The organism is Streptococcus sp. Marseille-P7375 (genome assembly GCF_902460365.1).
GTDB lineage: Bacteria > Bacillota > Bacilli > Lactobacillales > Streptococcaceae > Streptococcus > Streptococcus cristatus_I.
Map to the genome: position 1 here is coordinate 14,274 of NZ_CABPTR010000004.1, position 16,689 is coordinate 30,962.

Sequence of the window (16,689 nt, forward strand, 5' to 3'; positions counted from 1 at the left end):
GTAGTTCTTGTGGAAGCTGTGGAAAAATGGAGCAAAGTATCTAAAATCAAGTTTTAAGACTTGTTCACAACCTGTGGAAAAAACTTTAGATTCGTTCAATCTTTTCCACACCCTTATTTTATCTTGTTTTTGATATTCTCGATTTCAAGTCGCAGGCTATCGTCAGTTTCGAGTCGGGTTTTGATTTTTCCATGCGCGTGAATGACTGTTGTATGGTCTTTGCCACCAAATTCTCGTCCGATTTTTGGTAAGCTATTATCTGTTAGTTCGCGGGCTAGATACATGGCCACTTGTCGAGCCAAAACGATATTTTGGACTCGACGACTTCCCTTCATTTCTTTGACACTGACGCCATAGAAATTGCCGACCTCAGACTGGATTTTTTCAATCGGAATGACGGTCACCTGACTAGAGTCTTGCTTGCGAGCTCGAATAGCTTCAGCAGCGATGTCAATCGTAATTTCCTTGAGATTACGGACTCTTGCAATGAGCGTAATATCATTGAGCGCCCCTTCTAGGTCACGGACATTCGAGTCAAATTGTCCGGCGAGGTACTCCAATGTATCATTAGGGAAAATATAGTCTAGATTTTCGATTTTGTTTCGGAGGATGGCAATCCGCGTTTCAAAATCGGGTGGTGTAATATTTTGAGTGAGGCCCCATTTGAAGCGCGTGACCAAGCGTTCTTCCAAATTATCAAGATGATCTGGACTGCGGTCGCTGGTCAGCACAATCTGCTTATTATCTCCGTGCAGGGCGTTAAACGTATTGAAAAATTCTTCTTGGGTAGAGACTTTTTTTCCGCCAAGAGACTGGATATCATCAATCAAGAGCAAATCCAAGCTCCGATAGATTTTTTTGAAATTATCCATGTCGCCGAGCCGTAGATGCTCCAGAAAGTCATTGATAAAGGTTTCCGCTGGAATATATTTTACACGCGCATCAGGAATATTTTCCAAAATTTGATTGCCGATAGCATTTAGTAAGTGGGTTTTTCCTAGACCTGGTCCGCCGTAGATAAATAGGGGATTATAGGTAGTTGCTAGATTTTCAGACACAGCCAAGGCTGCTGCTTTAGCCCAGATATTTCCGTCCCCTTGTACAAAATTATCAAATGTATATTTAGCTTTTAATCCAGTATCAATTGGCGGCAAACTTGGCCGAAATGGAGCTTTTTCAGGTAGTTCTTCCAGCTGATATTTAGAAATACTGTCATGTCCTGCTTCTTCAAAGACGTATTTGGCCGTGATTTGATCGTTGAAAATTTCAAAGCCAGCTGTGAGAATAACGCCCACTAAGTTTTGTTCCCAAAATAGCTGTTTGACTGGGCTATCAAGAAAGATAGTGGCCTGATTATTTTCAATGGCTATCAATTTTGCTTCTGCAACAAAAAAATCATAGGTTGTCTGTTTTAGCTGAGCAGCGGAAAGTTCTAAAATTCTTCGCCAAAATTCTTGCTCTTTGTTCATTGCCTCCTCCTTTTCAAAAAATTATTCTCTATGTCGACTCTCATTTTAACATAAAAAGGACAAGTTTTCCACAAGTTGTGGAGAAAAATTAACAATGTTTATAAGACTTATCCACAGATTGTGAATTATCAGTAAAATCCCTATTTTTCAACATTTTAAGCTACTTTTAAAGGTGGAAAAGTCTGTTAGTTTGAAAAAAGAAAATAACAGCCCTATTTCAGGCTGTTTATAATTCTTTGATACTCTTCCTCGTTTTCAAAAGGAATAACGATCTTTCCTTTTGAAGAATTTTTTAATTGAATGGAGACATTGAGCCCAAGGATTTTTTTTAGTTTTTCTTCTTCTGAATGGGCAAAAATTTCTTTGTTCTTCTTAGTCTTTGACTTCTTGGTATTTTGTAATGAAAGCTCAAGAGCACGAACGGATAAATTATCTTGAATGATTTTGTCCAGCCAAAAAACTTGCTCTTCCTTTTTGAGTGGAATGAGGAGACGAGCGTGCCCTTGCGAAATCATTTCCTCTTTGACAGCGTCCAGCATAAAAGCTGGTAGCTGTAACAAGCGGACAAGATTACTGATGTAAGGCCGAGATTTTCCCATTATTTTTGCAATTTCTTCATGGGTCAGACCTTTCTCAATCAGATGCTGATAGGATTCCGCTTCTTCGATCGGATTGAGGTCTTCTCTTTGCAAATTCTCGATGATGGCTTGCTTCATCATGTCATCGTCAGACAAGTCTTTAATAAGGGCAGGAATGTTTTCTAAGCCAGCAATCTTAGCAGCTCTGAATCGTCTTTCACCTGCTAAAATTTCGTAACCAAATAAGGAAGATTTTCTCAAAATAATGGGCTGAATAATTCCATTTTCTTTAATGGAATCTGCCAATTCATTTATTTTCTCTTGAGAAAAGCTTTTTCTAGGTTGATAAGGATTTGTTCGAATGTCTTTTAGTGGTATGTATTGATAATTTTCCATTTGTATATAGCATAACACACCTTTACGATCGTGTAAAGGTGTGTTGACAATTATGTAAAGGCTTAGTTGTTACTTAAGTCCTGAGTTGATTTGGTCAATTTAATGGTTGTAGTGGCTTCTTTACCATCTCTAAAGTAAGTCACTTTCAACTCATCTCCCAGAGAGTGTCTGTAGAGAGCAGATTGTAAATCACTGGTTGATTCAACATCTTTATCATCAACTTTTGTGATGACATCGTATTTCTGAAGTTTATTTTCAGCAGGCATTCCTTCTTGTACAGAGCGGACAAGGATACCTGATTTTACAGATGAAGGCAGACGTAATTTTGCTAAGTCAGAAGTGGCGATATTAGATAAATCGAGCATTTGGATACCCAGTGCAGGACGAGTCACTGTTCCGTTTTTCTCTAATTGCTTGATGATATTGACAACATCATTTGATGGAATTGCAAATCCCATGCCTTCTACAGCAGTTTGACCATTGTGAGAGATTTTGCTGGACGTAATACCAATAACTTGCCCTTGGATATTGATGAGTGGGCCACCAGAGTTACCAGGATTGATAGCAGCATCTGTTTGCAAGGCAGTCGTCGAAATATTTTGGCCGTCTTCAGATTGCAAGGTTACATTTCTACCCAAACTAGAGATGATTCCCTGTGTAACAGAGTTAGCGTATTCTGTTCCGAGAGGGCTTCCGATAGCAATAGCAGTTTCTCCTACTGTCAGGGAGTTGGAATCTCCAAATTCAGCTACATCTTTCACCTTTTCAGAGCTGATTCTTACTACAGAAATATCAGAATAAACATCTGATCCTACCACTTCACCAGGAACCTTACTACCATCTGCTAGTAGAATATCGGGATTTTTTGCTCCATTAAGCACGTGAGTATTAGTAACAAGGTAGGCATATTTTCCTTCCTTCTTATAAATGACACCTGATCCCTCACTAGCTACTTGAGGATCACTGGTTGATTCATTATTGATCACTCCTTCTTGATTAGAACCGGTATAAGTAATCACCGATACAACTGCGTTTTGCACTTTTTTTACAGCCTTTGTGGTATCGGTTGTGTTTTTATAAGACGTTGATACAGTAGTTTTTGAATTTGAAGAACCAAGATTAGCCATTTTATTATTAAGAAATGCGGTGGCTAAATTTCCTAGGCTTCCGCCAATAAACCCTACAACTAAAACAATAAAAAGCAACAAAGATTTTTTAAAGAAATTTGAAGCGTTTTTCATATTTTCCTCCTTGATTACAATTGATGAAATTATAGAAATCTATTCTTAATTATAACTTAAAATCCACAAGTTTTCCACAACTTGTGGAAAACTTATAAAAAATGTTGATAGAGGTTAGAAAATACATAGATTCAACAAGTTTTCCATAAAAAACTGATGTGAATAAAGTGTGAAATCCATGTGGATATGATAGAATGGAAATATGAAAATAAAGCTTGTAACCGTTGGGAAATTAAAGGAAAAGTATCTCAAGGATGGGATTGCTGAATATGCCAAACGCCTGGGGCGATTTTGTAAGTTAGAAATTGTAGAATTAGCAGACGAAAAAACACCAGATAAGGCCAGTGAGCTAGAAAATCAGCGAATCCTCGAAAAAGAGGGAAATAGGATCTTAGCAAAAATCTCTGAACGAGAATTCGTAGTTGCTTTGGCTATTGAGGGAAAACAATTTCCTTCAGAAGAGTTTAGTTCGATCTTGAACGACATCACAGTTCGTGGCTTTTCTGATATTACATTTGTGATTGGCGGCAGCTTGGGTCTGTCTCCTGCTGTCAAAAAAAGAGCTAATCTACTGATGAGTTTTGGAAAATTGACCCTGCCTCATCAATTGATGCGCCTTGTTTTGGTAGAGCAGATTTACCGGGCTTTCATGATTCAACAGGGGAGTCCCTACCATAAGTAAATCTTGACGATACTAGATTTTTCTGATAGAATGAAAAGGTATCGGTCTCATAGCTCAGCTGGATAGAGCATTCGCCTTCTAAGCGAACGGTCGCAGGTTCGAATCCTGCTGGGATCATAATATGCATTACTCAGACACGAAAAATTTCGTGTTTTTTTATTATATTTTTGAGAAAACGACATTTCAGGAATAAAAAATGACATTTCAGGGAAAGATGACAGATTATTTGAAATTTTATTTATAATAGATCTTGTAAGGTAACACTTACGAAAAAATGTTTAGGAGAATCTAATATGAAAAATACTCAGAAAAACTTTAAAACAATCGCTCAATTCCCAGTCTTGAATGAAAAAGAACTTAAAGAAGTTCTTGGAGGAGATTTAAGAAATATCTTCTTAAAAATTAAATTTAAGAAAAAATAACATTGATAACTGAGGAAATGGAATTATGTTTGAATTATTTTTTTGGATATTGCAAGCCGCCATTGAAGTATATTTCACTATTGTTATATATGAAAAGATCAATAAAGTAAAATCTAGTTTTTACTTTACTTTTCTGTGTGCTATAGTCTTAATTTTATTACCATTACTCATATTAAATTTAGAATCTATATTTTCTTTGTCAAGGCATGTTCTGTATTTTACTACTGATTTATCCTCTTTTTTTCTACAGGTATTTTTATAAAAAAGAGAAGTTATCAACTCTTTTCTCTATATTTCTATCTCTTCTCCTTTATTTAACAGTTCAGGCTTCTACTACCTTTTTTTCCGTCATTATTTCCTCAATTACAGGGGATTCATTTGTAAAAGATAATTGGGCTGTCTTTTATATCATGATAAACAGTATCTCTGTTCTATTTATGCTTAAGTTTATCGACTACTTACCATTTTACGCATGTGATTTTAAAGAGGAGGTCTTTAAAAAGACAATTAAGAGAATTAATATTTTTTATGTTATAGATATTTTCATTTTAAATGTTTCTCATTGGTTAAGTGAAGACGATCATTTTAATAGTTTTAGTAGTATGCTAGCGACTATTTGTTTCTTGATCTTTATGACGACTCTTTTCTATTTGAAGGCGATTCGGGAAAAGTATGAAAAAGAAGAGGAGATTCGACAAAGAGAATTGGAACAGTTACAGCTGCAGCAGTACACAGATGAAATTGTTTCTCTTTATAATGAAATTCGTGGCTTTCGCCATGATTATGCTGGCATGCTGACCAGCTTTCAGACGGCCATCAATACTCAAGATATCAAGGAAATTGAAAAAATATATCAAGAAGTTTTAGTTGATGCAAATTTAAAATTACGCTCGGATAAATACACTTATTTTGATTTGAACAACGTTGGTGACTCAGCTCTCCGAAGCGTTATGACGGAGACTTTATTCAAAGCGCGTGAGCACCAGATTGATTTGACCTTCGAAGTCAAAGATTCTGTTGAGAAATTACCGATTAAGCTATTAGATGTGGTAAGAATGGCTAGTATATTGCTAAACAATGCTGTTGAAGGCGCAATCGAAAGCTATGAAAAAATGATTCATGTGACTTTAGTTCAACTCGATACGGAAATCATTTTTGTTGTAAAAAATTCCCGCAAGCAAAGGAAATTAGATTTAGAAGAAATTTATGAACCAGAGTTCTCAACGAAAGGTTATCGAAGAGGCCTAGGTTTAAATAATCTGAAAGAAATTTTAGAGAATTATGAATATATCATGCTAGATACAGAAATAAGTAAGTATGATTTCACCCAAGTATTAACAATTAAAAGAAGGAATAGTTTATGAGAATCTTAGCATTAGAAGATACCTTAGCCCACCAACTCCGCATGGAAAAAACTTTAGCAGAGATTGCTGAAGAAATGGGGCTCGACATCCAGGTAAAAATCACAGGAAAAATTCAGGAATTTAAGGACTACGTCGAAAATGAAGATGTCAATCAGATTTATTTTCTGGATATAGATATTAAAGGGGAAGAGACCAAAGGACTGGAGGTCGCTCGTTTTATTCGTCACCATAATCCATATGCTATTATTGTCTTTGTAACTTCAAAATCAGAGTTTGCGACCATGACCTTTAAATATAAAGTATCTGCTCTTGATTTTATTGACAAGGATATTAACGATGATTCGTTTAAAAAACGTATCAAAGATTGTATCATTTATACGAAAAACACCTTAATTACAAACACCAACATGGTTGATTACTTTGAATACAGCTATCGAGGCAATGATGTGCGCGTGCCATTTAATGATATTTTGTATATCGAAACCTCAAGCTCCTCTCATAAGTTACGGATGGTCGGAAAAAACTTTATAAAAGAATTTTATGGAACGATTGCCAGTGTTCAAGAGCAGGATGAGAAAACCCAACGTTTCTTTCCTTCCCATAAATCTTTCTTAGTCAATATCGATAATATCTGCGATTATGATAAGAAAACAAAGGAAATTATATTTTATGAAGGCCGCCGTTGCCCTGTTTCTAGGCTAAGAACGAAACATTTAAAAGAAATTTTAAAAAATAAATAAAAAACTGTTGACAAAGATTCAAAACCTGATATAATAGAATATGTTCTGAAAAGAACATAGATGGTCGATGGTCCGTTGGTCAAGGGGTTAAGACACCGCCTTTTCACGGCGGTAACACGGGTTCGAATCCCGTACGGACTATACTATCCGCCATAGCTCAGTTGGTAGTAGCGCATGACTGTTAATCATGATGTCGTAGGTTCGAGTCCTACTGGCGGAGTAAAAGAGTTTCAGGTATGCGAATTACCAATAATGAAGAGAGGACAATTGTCCTCTTTTTTTGTATGATATCAGGCAGAAATTTGATAAGTTTGATATAATAATTTTAGAAAATATGTTCAAGAGGTTTCTTATGAAATCATTAAAATTTCAGTCTGTTTTTGACATTATCGGACCTGTCATGATTGGCCCTTCCAGCAGTCATACTGCAGGGGCTGTGCGTATCGGTAAGATCGTATCCTCTATTTTTGATGATACACCGACCGAGGTTGAATTTCAACTTTTTAATTCTTTTGCAAAGACTTATCGCGGGCATGGAACAGATTTGGCTCTGGTAGCAGGTATTTTAGGAATGGATACGGATGATCCTGAAATTCCTAACAGCCTTGAAATTGCCCATAAACGCGGTATCAAGATTGTCTGGACTATTCAGAAAGATAGCAATGCTCCTCATCCAAATACGACAAAAATCACGGTTAAAAACGCCCATAAAAGCATCAGTGTAACGGGTGTGTCTATCGGTGGTGGAAATATTCAGGTGACCGAGTTAAATGGCTTCTCAGTCTCTCTCAGCATGAATACGCCAACCATTATCATCGTCCACCAAGATGTTCCAGGTATGATTGCCCATGTAACGGAGGCTCTATCACGCTACAATATCAATATTGCTCAAATGACGGTGACTAGAGAAAAAGCGGGTGAGAAAGCGATTATGATCATTGAGGTGGATAGTCGTAGTTGCGAAGAGGCTATCGAAGAGATTCGGAAAATCCCCTATCTCCATAATGTCAATTTCTTTAAATAGGAGAAGAGATGTTTTATTCAATAAAAGAATTGGTTGAGCAGGCTGATTTAGATTTTAATGGCAATGTTGCTGAATTAATGATTGCGACCGAATATGAATTGACAGGTCGGAAAAGAGACGAAGTTTTACGTCTGATGAGCCGAAATCTTGAGGTCATGAAAGCTTCGGTTCTTCTTGGGCTTGATGAGAGTAAGTCTCGCAGCGGATTGACCGGTGGAGACGCAGCCAAGCTGCACCACTATATCCAGTCAGGGAAGGCCTTGTCGGATTATACTGTGCTGACTGCTGCAAAAAATGCCATTGCTGTCAATGAATACAACGCTAAAATGGGGCTGGTTTGTGCAACTCCTACGGCTGGCAGTGCTGGTTGCTTACCAGCCGTGCTTACATCAGCGATTGAAAAATTAGATTTAACAGAGGAGCAGCAATTAGACTTTTTGCTGGCTGCTGGTGCTTTTGGCTTGGTTATTGCGAATAACGCTTCTATTTCCGGTGCAGAAGGAGGCTGTCAAGCTGAGGTGGGCTCTGCTTCTGCTATGAGCGCAGCTGCCCTGGTTTTGGCTGCTGGTGGCTCTGCTTTTCAGGCGAGTCAAGCTATCTGTTTTGTCATCAAAAATATGCTGGGCTTGATTTGTGACCCAGTAGCTGGTTTGGTAGAAGTTCCTTGTGTCAAGCGAAATGCCATGGGAGCCAGCTACGCCTTTATCGCAGCGGACATGGCTTTGGCCGGAATCGAGTCTAAAATCCCTGTTGACGAAGTCATTGATGCTATGTACCAAGTAGGCTCTAGCCTGCCTACTGCTTTCAGGGAAACGGCTGAAGGAGGGCTGGCTACAACTCCTACAGGCCGTAGACTTTCAAAAGAAATTTTTGGAGAATAAATAGTATCTTTGAGTAAGAAAAAATGACTAAATATATTTAGTCATTTTTTTATTATTTTAGTAAGCCCAAGCAGATAGTCCTTGTGCACTGTAAGCACGGTAAGCTGCTTGAATTTGATCTTCAACAGTTGCAGTAGATCCCCAACCTGGCATTGTTTGGAAAAGACCACTTGCTCCTGATGGGTTGTAAGCATCGACTTGTCCGTTAGATTCGCGAGCAATAATATTTTCCCATGTAGATGCAGACACTCCTGTCATTTCAGCCATACGAGCAGCTGCGTAAGAACCTACAGCACCTGGAGTATTACCATTTGCGAGTACGACGTCTGATGAATAGGCAGAGTAGTCTGAAGTTGCAGCAACTGCAGGAGTTTCTGTCGTTACTGGAGTTTCCGTAGCTATTGGGGCAGCTGGAGTTACTGGAGCTGGGACTGCTGGTGTCGCTGGTGAGACAGCAGGTGCTGATGTTGTTTGTTTTGCAACATCTTTCAAATCACCCAATTCCAAAACTTGTCCAGTCATGATAAAATCTGGATTTGAAATTTTGTTTAATTCTACCAAACGTTCAACAGTTGTTTTTTTACTTTCAGCGATTTCTGATAAGGTATCTCCAGCTTTTACTGTATAAGATTCAGCACTAGCAACAATAGTTGATGCAAATAGTGTTGCTGTAGCAATCGTTCCTGCTAGAGTCAATTTTTTCACTTTCATACTCATTTTAAAAGTTTTCTCCTTTAGTTATAATACTATCATACACATTAAATATTACTAAAAGATTACATTTTAAGCACGAATATTACAAAAATATTGAGATTTACACATAAAAATATTATTTTAAAAGGATTTTTAGTGTATTTCATTAGATCTCTAACAAAAATATTGCTATCAAACTTATACTATTCTTTATTTTTTTAAGATAAAGAGCAAGATACCGATCAGGAAAATAGAGAGAAGAGCAAGGTTATCAATCATTTTCCAAGAAAGTTGTCGATAGCGGCTTCTTCCTTCACCACCACTATAGCCACGCGCTTCCATTGCGATAGCTAAGGCGTCTGCCCGCTTGAAACTAGAAGCAAATAAAGGAATTAAGATTGGAATGATTGATTTAACCTTTTGAACAATCGTTCCTTCGCCAAAATCAACTCCTCGAGCCCTCTGAGCATTCATAATTCTCGTAGTGTCATCCATTAAAGTCGGTACGAAACGCAGGCTCATAGAGAGCATGAGACCAATTTCATGCGTAGGAACTTTAAAGACTTTGAGTGGTTTCAGTAGAGCTTCCACTGCATCTGAAAGGCTGAGTGGTGTTGTGGTTAAGGTCAGAAGGGTTGAAAAGAAGATAATCAAAACAAAACGGCTAAAGATAATCCCCGCTTGAGAAAGACCAAATTCCGTAATTTTAATGAAACCAAACTGGAAAAGTACCTTGTCTCCTCCTGTCAGAAAGAGCTGGAAGAGGGTGGTAAAGGCAATAATGAAAACCATTGATTGAATGCCCTTTAGAAAGAATGTCAAAGGAACTTTTGAGAGAAAAATCAGAGTAAAAACGAAAACAAATAGCAGCAAATTAGTGATGAGATTGTTGGCCCAGAAAATTAATAAGATAAAGAAGAACATGGCCAACAATTTACTGCGCGGATCCAATCGATGGATGATTGAATTTCCTGGGATATACCGTCCTAAAATCAACTTATCCATGTATCATCTCCTTAAATTCCTCAATTGTAATTGGATAATGAGAAAATTTCATTCCTTTTTCAGCTAATTCATGGGCAAATTTTGTGATTTTAGGAACCCCTAGCTGAATCTTTTCCATAAAATCGACATCTTGAAAAACCTGAGCAGGCTGGCCGCTTTTGACGACGCGGCCCTTCTCCAGTACATAGACTGTATCAGCAAAATCAGCTACATCATCCATTAAATGGGTTACAAGAACAATGGTCATTCCAGCTTGATGCAGTTTTTTAAAGAGTCCCATCAATTCCTTGCGTCCTGCTGGATCAAGTCCGGCCGTTGGTTCATCTAACACCAAGATATCAGGCTCCATTGCTAAAATTCCAGCAATAGCAACCCTTCTCATCTGTCCGCCAGAAAGTTCAAAAGGACTGCGGCCAAACAGTTCTTCAGAAATGCCGACAAGACTTAATTTTTCACGTGCTAAAGCCTCGGCTTCTTCTTTAGAGACACCAAAATTTTGCGGACCAAAGGCCACGTCTTTCAAAACAGTCTCATCAAAAACCTGACTTTCAGCAAACTGAAACACCAAACCGACCTGTTTACGAACTTGTTTAATGTCCTTGTTGACGGAATTTGAAGTAATGGTAACATTGTTGACTTGCACGCTGCCCTCACTAGGAGTCAGCAAGCCATTCAAGAGCTGTAAAATGGTTGATTTTCCGCTACCAGTGTGCCCAATCAAAGCCGTATAGCTACCATCTTTGATTTCCAAATCAACTTCAAAAAGCGCTGGACCCTCAAATGGAGTTCCAGCCTGATAGGTATAACTGACTTTATTTAGAGTAATTCCCATAATTGTTCCTGCAATTCTTTTTCAGTTAAATAGGTTTCTGGCAGAGTTAGCCCAGTTTGAATCATGGCAGCTTTGACCTGATTGACAAAGGGTTGATCCAAGCCCAAGTCTTCCAAATCAGGTCTGGAAAAGAGTTTTCTTGGTGTAGCAGTTGACTCAACTTGACCATTTTTCATAACAAGGACACGGTCACTAAGCGAAATCTCGTCCAAATCGTGAGTAATGGAGATGACTGTTAAATGATTCTTATCTTTAATTTCTTTGACAGTCCGAATCAATTCTAGTCGTCCTTCTGGGTCTAACATACTGGTTGCTTCATCCAAGATGATAATATCTGGCTGGAGCGCGACTACGCCAGCAATAGCGACTCTTTGCTTCTGTCCACCAGAAAGTCGAGCAGGTTCTCTCTCCTTAAAATTCTGCATGCCGACTAGCTCCAGAGCTTCATGGACGCGTTTCACCATCATGGGATAATCCATGCCTTGATTTTCCAGACCAAATGCAACGTCGTCTTCAACAGTGGCTCCAACAAACTGATTATCAGGATTCTGAAAGACCATGCCGATTTGGCGACGTTTTTCCCAAACATTATCAGCCGTCAATTTATCTCCAGAAATGATGATATCGCCACTCTCGGCTTCTAAAAGACCGTCAATCAAACGAACCGTAGTCGATTTTCCGCTGCCATTGTGGCCGACAATAGATAACCATTCTCCTTGTTTCACGTGAAACGAGACATCTTTTAAAATATAATCTTCAGACTTATGGTCATAGCGATAACTAAGATTTTTTACTTCAATGATATTTTCCATATTATTTAAATGTATCTTTAAAGAGATAGGCACTGCCCTTGAAATAATCATAGCCAGAATAAATAGTGAAAATCAGGGCTATGTAAAGGAGAATCTGACCGATTAAAGTCCAATGGAGCAGAAGAAAGAGGATGGCAAACATCTGCGTGAAAGTCTTGATTTTGCCTGGCATAGCAGCCGCTAGAACTGTTCCGCCAGTTTCTACCAAGAGGAGCCTCAAACCAGTGACAGCCAGCTCTCGGCAAATGATGATAGCTACTACCCAAGCAGGAGCCATTTTCATTTCAATCAGCATGATAAAAGCGGACATAACCAGCAGTTTATCGGCCATGGGATCGGCAAATTTCCCAAAATTGGTCACGACCTGCCACTTGCGCGCCAGATAGCCATCCAGGTAGTCTGTGATGCTGGCAAGGGCGAAAATGATTCCAGCTAGGATATGCATGGCTGGCGAATGCCCAAAAGTCAAAATCAAAATAAAGATTGGAATTAAGGCAATTCTGGCAAGGGTTAAAGCGTTGGGGATATTTTCTTTTTTCATCATTCTTCCTTTATGATTCAATTGTAAGGGTAATTATAGCACTGTCGCTGGTCAAGGTAGATAGGTCTATTTTCTGACTGCCGACAGTGACAGTAACGCCTTTTACAACTCCTAAGGTAATTGTATAAGTGGTATTGGGAGAGAGTGTCACTGTTTGGCTTGATTGGGTTGGAGTAAGGGTTGTACCTGCTGCCAAGTCTGTATTTGTCACACTAATCCAGCTTGAGGTGTTGCTCGCTGAGATTGTTAACTGAGTAGTTTGCGACTTACCACGATATTTTGCAGTTAAATAGTTTCCTTCTCCAGTGACTTCCAGCTTTTCTTTTGTTGAGCTAGAGTCTGTTGTGGAAGTCTCAGGTGGAGTTGAACTATCTTCGATACTTGAGCTCGAGACGAGGCTGTAACTATCGGAGCTGGCAAACTGCGGAGTAGTTGTATTGGCATATTGCCAAACGTAATAGGTGACAAAAATAATGATAGACAAGGCAACTACTAGGAAATAAAAGAGAGGAAGCGAAAAAGAACGATTTTTATATTTTCTGCTTCGAAATTCCTCGTTTTCAGCTAATTCAATTTCGTCATAAACGACAGTATTATCTGTGTCGTATGCCTCCAATAGAATCTGCTCGTCTAAATCCAGAGCCCAAGCGTATTTTCGTAGTAGGCTACGGATGTAAAAGGCATTTGGAAATTTTTCGTATTGATTGTTTTCAAGAGCCTTTAGATAGTCAGTTTTTATATCTGTTTTTTTGGCTAGATCTGCTAAAGTAAGTTTCTGGTTTACTCGAGCAAGTCTGAGTACCTCTCCTATCGTTTTTTTTCTCATACGGATAGTCCTTTTCTCTTAGACATTATTCTAACAAAATTTTGAAATAAACTTGGAACTATTTTGGGAAAATAGTAAAATCTGTCATATCACACTGGTCGATAAAGCGACGTCCGACTTTTAAGACGTCATTTAAAGTGATATCCTGTAAAATCTTAGGTAAATCAAAAAGATTCTCCCCTTTTAAATGCGGTTCATATTGGGTTGCCATGTATTCAAGAGAATTCAGACCATGCAGCAAATCTCCAAACATTTCACTTTTAATCGTATCTAGGTGTGTTTCTGTGACATCTGGATCCTGAGCAAATTTCCGAATAGCTGAGCGGAATTGATGAGAAATCCCTACTGGTTCCTGCGTGTCCATAGTTAGGATGACAAAGTGGAAATCCTTTTCTACCTCTACTTCAAGAGTGAGCGAATTGTCAATCTTGCCATTTTCATACAGGGTCTGGAAACGCTTGGAAGTCCAACCAAACATCATGGCAAAAAGCAATTTCAGGGCAATTTTATAGCGATAAAGCTCCGTATCCTGTATTGCATCTTTGCCACGAATACCAATCGCCAACTTAGGGCTGGCAACTTCCATCCGACTAGTAGCAGTTGAAACTACTGGCTGTAAGATGATAGGCTCTTTTTCAATCGTTTCAGTTAATAATTGAGGAGATAAGGTCTCTTGTGTTTGGACAATATCTTCAAAAGTAGACTCCAAATCAAAATTACCAATGACAAATAAAGTCATATTGGACGGACGATAGAAAAGCTCAAAGTTCTCTGTCAGATCTTCCACAGTAATATCCATGATTGACTCTGTCGTTCCGGCAATATCTTCTGCTAGTGGAGTTTGAGGGTAGAGATTACTCAAAGCACCAAAGAAGAGCCGATAATCTGGATCGTCTTGGTACATCTCGATTTCTTGCTGGATAATTCCTTGCTCACGCTGAACAGATTCTTTTGAAAAATTGGCTTGGGAAACGAGTTCCTGCAACAGCTTCAGATTTTCTGCTACACAGTTTGTCGTAGAAAACAGATAGCTGGTACGTGTAAAGCTTGTAAAGGCATTACTTTCTGCGCCAAACTTGGTAAATTCTAGCAGTAAATCCTCACCGTTTTCACGCTCGAATAATTTGTGCTCCAAAAAATGCGCAATCCCTGCTGGATAATGAGAAACTTGCTTTGTTTCACGTAAAACAACCTTAGTGTCAACAGAGCCAAAATGTGTTGAGATGATGCCGTAGGTTTCATTAAAATCATTTTTAGGGAGTAGGTAAACCTGCAATCCATTTGCTAGCACCGCCCGATAGATGCTTTCTCCCACGGCTATATAATTGATTTTTTCTAAACCTGGATTCTGCATTATTTCCCTTCCATAAAGTAAATCGCCTGTAATTTCAACTGCTGGGCTGCCTCTATAAGATCAGCTTTGCTGACATTTTCTAATGCTTTCAGCCAAGCCTCTAGTGACAGAAATTTTTTCCCTAGAACAGAGGACATGTAAGCACGCTCAATCAAGGTGTTTTGTCGATCCTGAGCCAGAAGTATTGAATTTTTCAGCATATTCTTGGTTTGTTCAAGTTCTTCATCTGTGAAATGCCCCCGCTTCAAATCTAGAATTTGGCGATTGATTAAAGCGACGGTCTTTGTCCGATTTGCTCGGTCAATTCCAGCATAGATTCGCATCAAACCAGAAAAAATATCAAAATTGCTAGAAATGGTATAGGCTAGACTCTCTTTTTCCCGAACATTGACAAAGAGCTTGGAATGAGCAAATCCTCCTAATAAGCCATTCAAAACAATTAGGGGCAGATGGCTGCGATCCCCATATTGACTAGAAAAATGGTAGGCCAGTTCAACAATCGACTGATGTACATCTCGTTGCTCCAGCTTTTCTCTAGTTATATTTGAATAGTTTTGTTGGTAGCTAAGCTGTAAAGGCTGCTCTCGTTCAGAAAACTGGAATTCTTGGATTTTCTCACGGACAGCAATCTCATTAAAATCACCGATGAAGAAAAAATCAATTTGATCCTGATTTAGCATTTGCTGAAAAGCAGCAAAACTAGTTTCAGCTGTTTCTTTTTCTACTAGCTCGATTGTTGCCACGCGTGGAATCCGCATTTCTGGTAAATCGTAAAATAAATTATTTAACTCTCTGTGAGCATGGTAGAAATGATTCTCAATTTCAGCTTCCAAGTCTGTTAAAACATTTCTCTTTTCAATTTCAAAGGTTTTAGTATCAAAAGCCTTTCCATTTGACAGAGGAAAAAAGAAACTAGCCTTCAAAAAATCTAGCATTTCATCTGCCAACACATTTTTTCGGCTCAAAAATTGATCCCGCACGAAAGAAAGATTGATATCCAGATAATGCACTAATCCCCGTCGTGAAAGGCTTGTCGAGTAATTAGCACCGTATAAATTTGCTAATTTTTCTCGAAAGGCTTGCGATGTTGGATAAAGAGCATTTGAAGTCTCTAGCATACTGGCCGTAAGAACCCGCCCGGCTATTGTTTTTTCAGACATAGGAGCTGAAAATCGCACTTTAATTTTATTAGTTTTAAATTTTTCTGATTGAATGAAGTGAAGATGTACTCCTTTTATGATTTCCATTGCGCTCCTCATACCGAATAATATAGACTTCTATTATAACACGAAATGCTGTTTAATGCTTTGTAAGGATCGGCAATTTTAGTGATTAAAGCGTTTTCTATTTTTCTAGTAAAACTTGTCCTTGAATGAGACTACCACGGAACAGTTTCCGCTTAAATTATGATATAATGACAAGGATTGAGGTGAAATATGGAATACAAATTATTTGACGAATTTATTACTCTACAGGCTCTCTTAAAAGAAGTGGGTATTATTCAAAGTGGCGGAGCAATCAAGTCCTTTTTGGCAGATCATCAGGTCTTTTTTAACGGCGAACTAGAAAATAGACGAGGGAAAAAACTTAGAATTGGAGATGTCGTCTCTCTCCCAGACCAAGAACTGGAGATCATCCTCCTTGCTCCAAGTCAGGAGGAAATTCTTGAACATCAAGAGGAGCAAGCAGAGAAAAAAAGAGTGGCAGACTTAGTTAAAGCCATGAATAAGGACTTGAAAAAATCTCAACCAGTAAAAAAAGAACAAAAGAAAAGAAAGCTCGAGCAGAAAAATAAAAAAGCTCCTGTTCGCTTTCCAGGAACCTAAGCC

At 38.5% G+C, this 16,689-nt stretch carries 17 protein-coding genes, 3 tRNA genes and 1 pseudogene; 10 read left to right on the top strand and 11 right to left on the bottom strand.

Annotated features, from left to right (window positions below; genetic code table 11):
* Positions 1 to 113: 113 nt before the first annotated feature.
* The 3 genes from dnaA to FZ954_RS08845 all read right to left on the bottom strand — a co-directional run bounded on the left by dnaA (position 114) and on the right by FZ954_RS08845 (position 3,684).
* Positions 114 to 1,469, bottom strand: a complete 1,356-nt coding sequence (dnaA, locus tag FZ954_RS08835; RefSeq protein ID WP_148878108.1) for a chromosomal replication initiator protein DnaA — start codon at positions 1,467 to 1,469, stop codon at positions 114 to 116.
* 212 nt (positions 1,470 to 1,681) lie between these two features.
* The gene (locus FZ954_RS08840; protein ID WP_148878109.1) at positions 1,682 to 2,443 is read right to left on the bottom strand and encodes a ParB/RepB/Spo0J family partition protein; all 762 of its coding nucleotides are present in this window, start codon (positions 2,441 to 2,443) and stop codon (positions 1,682 to 1,684) included.
* 62 nt (positions 2,444 to 2,505) lie between these two features.
* Positions 2,506 to 3,684 carry a S1C family serine protease gene (locus tag FZ954_RS08845; protein ID WP_148878110.1) on the bottom strand — a complete coding sequence of 393 codons (1,179 nt, stop codon included), beginning with the start codon at positions 3,682 to 3,684 and terminating at the stop codon, positions 2,506 to 2,508.
* 202 nt (positions 3,685 to 3,886) lie between these two features.
* Here FZ954_RS08845 and rlmH point away from each other — a divergent pair, with 202 nt between their 5' ends.
* From rlmH to sdaAA, 9 genes and pseudogenes are all read left to right on the top strand, one after another.
* Positions 3,887 to 4,366 carry a 23S rRNA (pseudouridine(1915)-N(3))-methyltransferase RlmH gene (gene rlmH, locus FZ954_RS08850; protein WP_148878111.1) on the top strand — a complete coding sequence of 160 codons (480 nt, stop codon included), beginning with the start codon at positions 3,887 to 3,889 and terminating at the stop codon, positions 4,364 to 4,366.
* A gap of 43 nt (positions 4,367 to 4,409) precedes the next feature.
* Positions 4,410 to 4,483: transfer RNA gene (locus tag FZ954_RS08855), tRNA-Arg, on the top strand.
* Positions 4,484 to 4,659: 176 nt separating this feature from the next.
* Positions 4,660 to 4,788, top strand: coding sequence for a bacteriocin (locus tag FZ954_RS08860; protein WP_005591382.1), 129 nt, complete (start codon positions 4,660 to 4,662; stop codon positions 4,786 to 4,788).
* 22 nt (positions 4,789 to 4,810) lie between these two features.
* Positions 4,811 to 6,152: pseudogene (locus FZ954_RS08865) on the top strand (sensor histidine kinase).
* Positions 6,149 to 6,892 (top strand): competence system response regulator transcription factor ComE, encoded by a 744-nt coding sequence (gene comE, locus FZ954_RS08870; RefSeq protein ID WP_148878113.1) that lies wholly within the window; start codon positions 6,149 to 6,151, stop codon positions 6,890 to 6,892. Before FZ954_RS08865 ends, comE begins: the two are co-directional and overlap by 4 nt.
* 69 nt (positions 6,893 to 6,961) lie before the next feature.
* Positions 6,962 to 7,033: transfer RNA gene (locus FZ954_RS08875), tRNA-Glu, on the top strand.
* 5 nt (positions 7,034 to 7,038) lie between these two features.
* A tRNA-Asn gene (locus FZ954_RS08880) sits at positions 7,039 to 7,112 on the top strand.
* Positions 7,113 to 7,244: 132 nt separating this feature from the next.
* Positions 7,245 to 7,916, top strand: coding sequence for an L-serine ammonia-lyase, iron-sulfur-dependent subunit beta (sdaAB, locus tag FZ954_RS08885; protein WP_061909938.1), 672 nt, complete (start codon positions 7,245 to 7,247; stop codon positions 7,914 to 7,916).
* 8 nt (positions 7,917 to 7,924) lie between these two features.
* Positions 7,925 to 8,797, top strand: a complete 873-nt coding sequence (gene sdaAA / locus FZ954_RS08890) for an L-serine ammonia-lyase, iron-sulfur-dependent, subunit alpha (RefSeq protein ID WP_148878114.1) — start codon at positions 7,925 to 7,927, stop codon at positions 8,795 to 8,797.
* A gap of 57 nt (positions 8,798 to 8,854) precedes the next feature.
* Here sdaAA and FZ954_RS12000 read toward each other — a convergent pair whose 3' ends face one another.
* The 8 genes from FZ954_RS12000 to yfmF form a co-directional block, all read right to left on the bottom strand.
* Positions 8,855 to 9,514 (bottom strand): LysM peptidoglycan-binding domain-containing protein, encoded by a 660-nt coding sequence (locus FZ954_RS12000; RefSeq protein WP_148878115.1) that lies wholly within the window; start codon positions 9,512 to 9,514, stop codon positions 8,855 to 8,857.
* A gap of 186 nt (positions 9,515 to 9,700) precedes the next feature.
* Complete coding sequence (locus tag FZ954_RS08900) at positions 9,701 to 10,495, bottom strand: energy-coupling factor transporter transmembrane protein EcfT (protein ID WP_148878116.1); 795 nt, start codon at positions 10,493 to 10,495, stop codon at positions 9,701 to 9,703.
* Positions 10,488 to 11,327: an energy-coupling factor transporter ATPase gene (locus tag FZ954_RS08905; protein ID WP_148878117.1), complete on the bottom strand. Its 840-nt coding sequence runs from the start codon at positions 11,325 to 11,327 to the stop codon at positions 10,488 to 10,490. The genes FZ954_RS08900 and FZ954_RS08905 overlap by 8 nt, the downstream gene beginning before the upstream one ends.
* Entirely contained in the window at positions 11,312 to 12,139 is an 828-nt protein-coding gene (locus tag FZ954_RS08910) for an energy-coupling factor ABC transporter ATP-binding protein (protein ID WP_187423356.1), read from the bottom strand. The genes FZ954_RS08905 and FZ954_RS08910 overlap by 16 nt, the downstream gene beginning before the upstream one ends.
* Before the next feature lies 1 nt (position 12,140).
* Positions 12,141 to 12,680, bottom strand: a complete 540-nt coding sequence (pgsA, locus tag FZ954_RS08915; RefSeq protein ID WP_125370924.1) for a CDP-diacylglycerol--glycerol-3-phosphate 3-phosphatidyltransferase — start codon at positions 12,678 to 12,680, stop codon at positions 12,141 to 12,143.
* Between the two features lie 10 nt (positions 12,681 to 12,690).
* Positions 12,691 to 13,506, bottom strand: coding sequence for a cytoskeleton protein RodZ (gene rodZ, locus FZ954_RS08920; RefSeq protein ID WP_148878119.1), 816 nt, complete (start codon positions 13,504 to 13,506; stop codon positions 12,691 to 12,693).
* A gap of 58 nt (positions 13,507 to 13,564) precedes the next feature.
* Positions 13,565 to 14,860 (bottom strand): EF-P 5-aminopentanol modification-associated protein YfmH, encoded by a 1,296-nt coding sequence (yfmH, locus tag FZ954_RS08925; protein ID WP_148878120.1) that lies wholly within the window; start codon positions 14,858 to 14,860, stop codon positions 13,565 to 13,567.
* Positions 14,860 to 16,107 carry an EF-P 5-aminopentanol modification-associated protein YfmF gene (gene yfmF / locus FZ954_RS08930; RefSeq protein WP_316246115.1) on the bottom strand — a complete coding sequence of 416 codons (1,248 nt, stop codon included), beginning with the start codon at positions 16,105 to 16,107 and terminating at the stop codon, positions 14,860 to 14,862. The genes yfmH and yfmF overlap by 1 nt, the downstream gene beginning before the upstream one ends.
* 189 nt (positions 16,108 to 16,296) lie before the next feature.
* Between yfmF and yaaA the strand changes: the two genes are divergently transcribed.
* Positions 16,297 to 16,686 (top strand): S4 domain-containing protein YaaA, encoded by a 390-nt coding sequence (gene yaaA, locus FZ954_RS08935; protein WP_061909924.1) that lies wholly within the window; start codon positions 16,297 to 16,299, stop codon positions 16,684 to 16,686.
* The last annotated feature ends 3 nt before the right edge of the window (positions 16,687 to 16,689 follow it).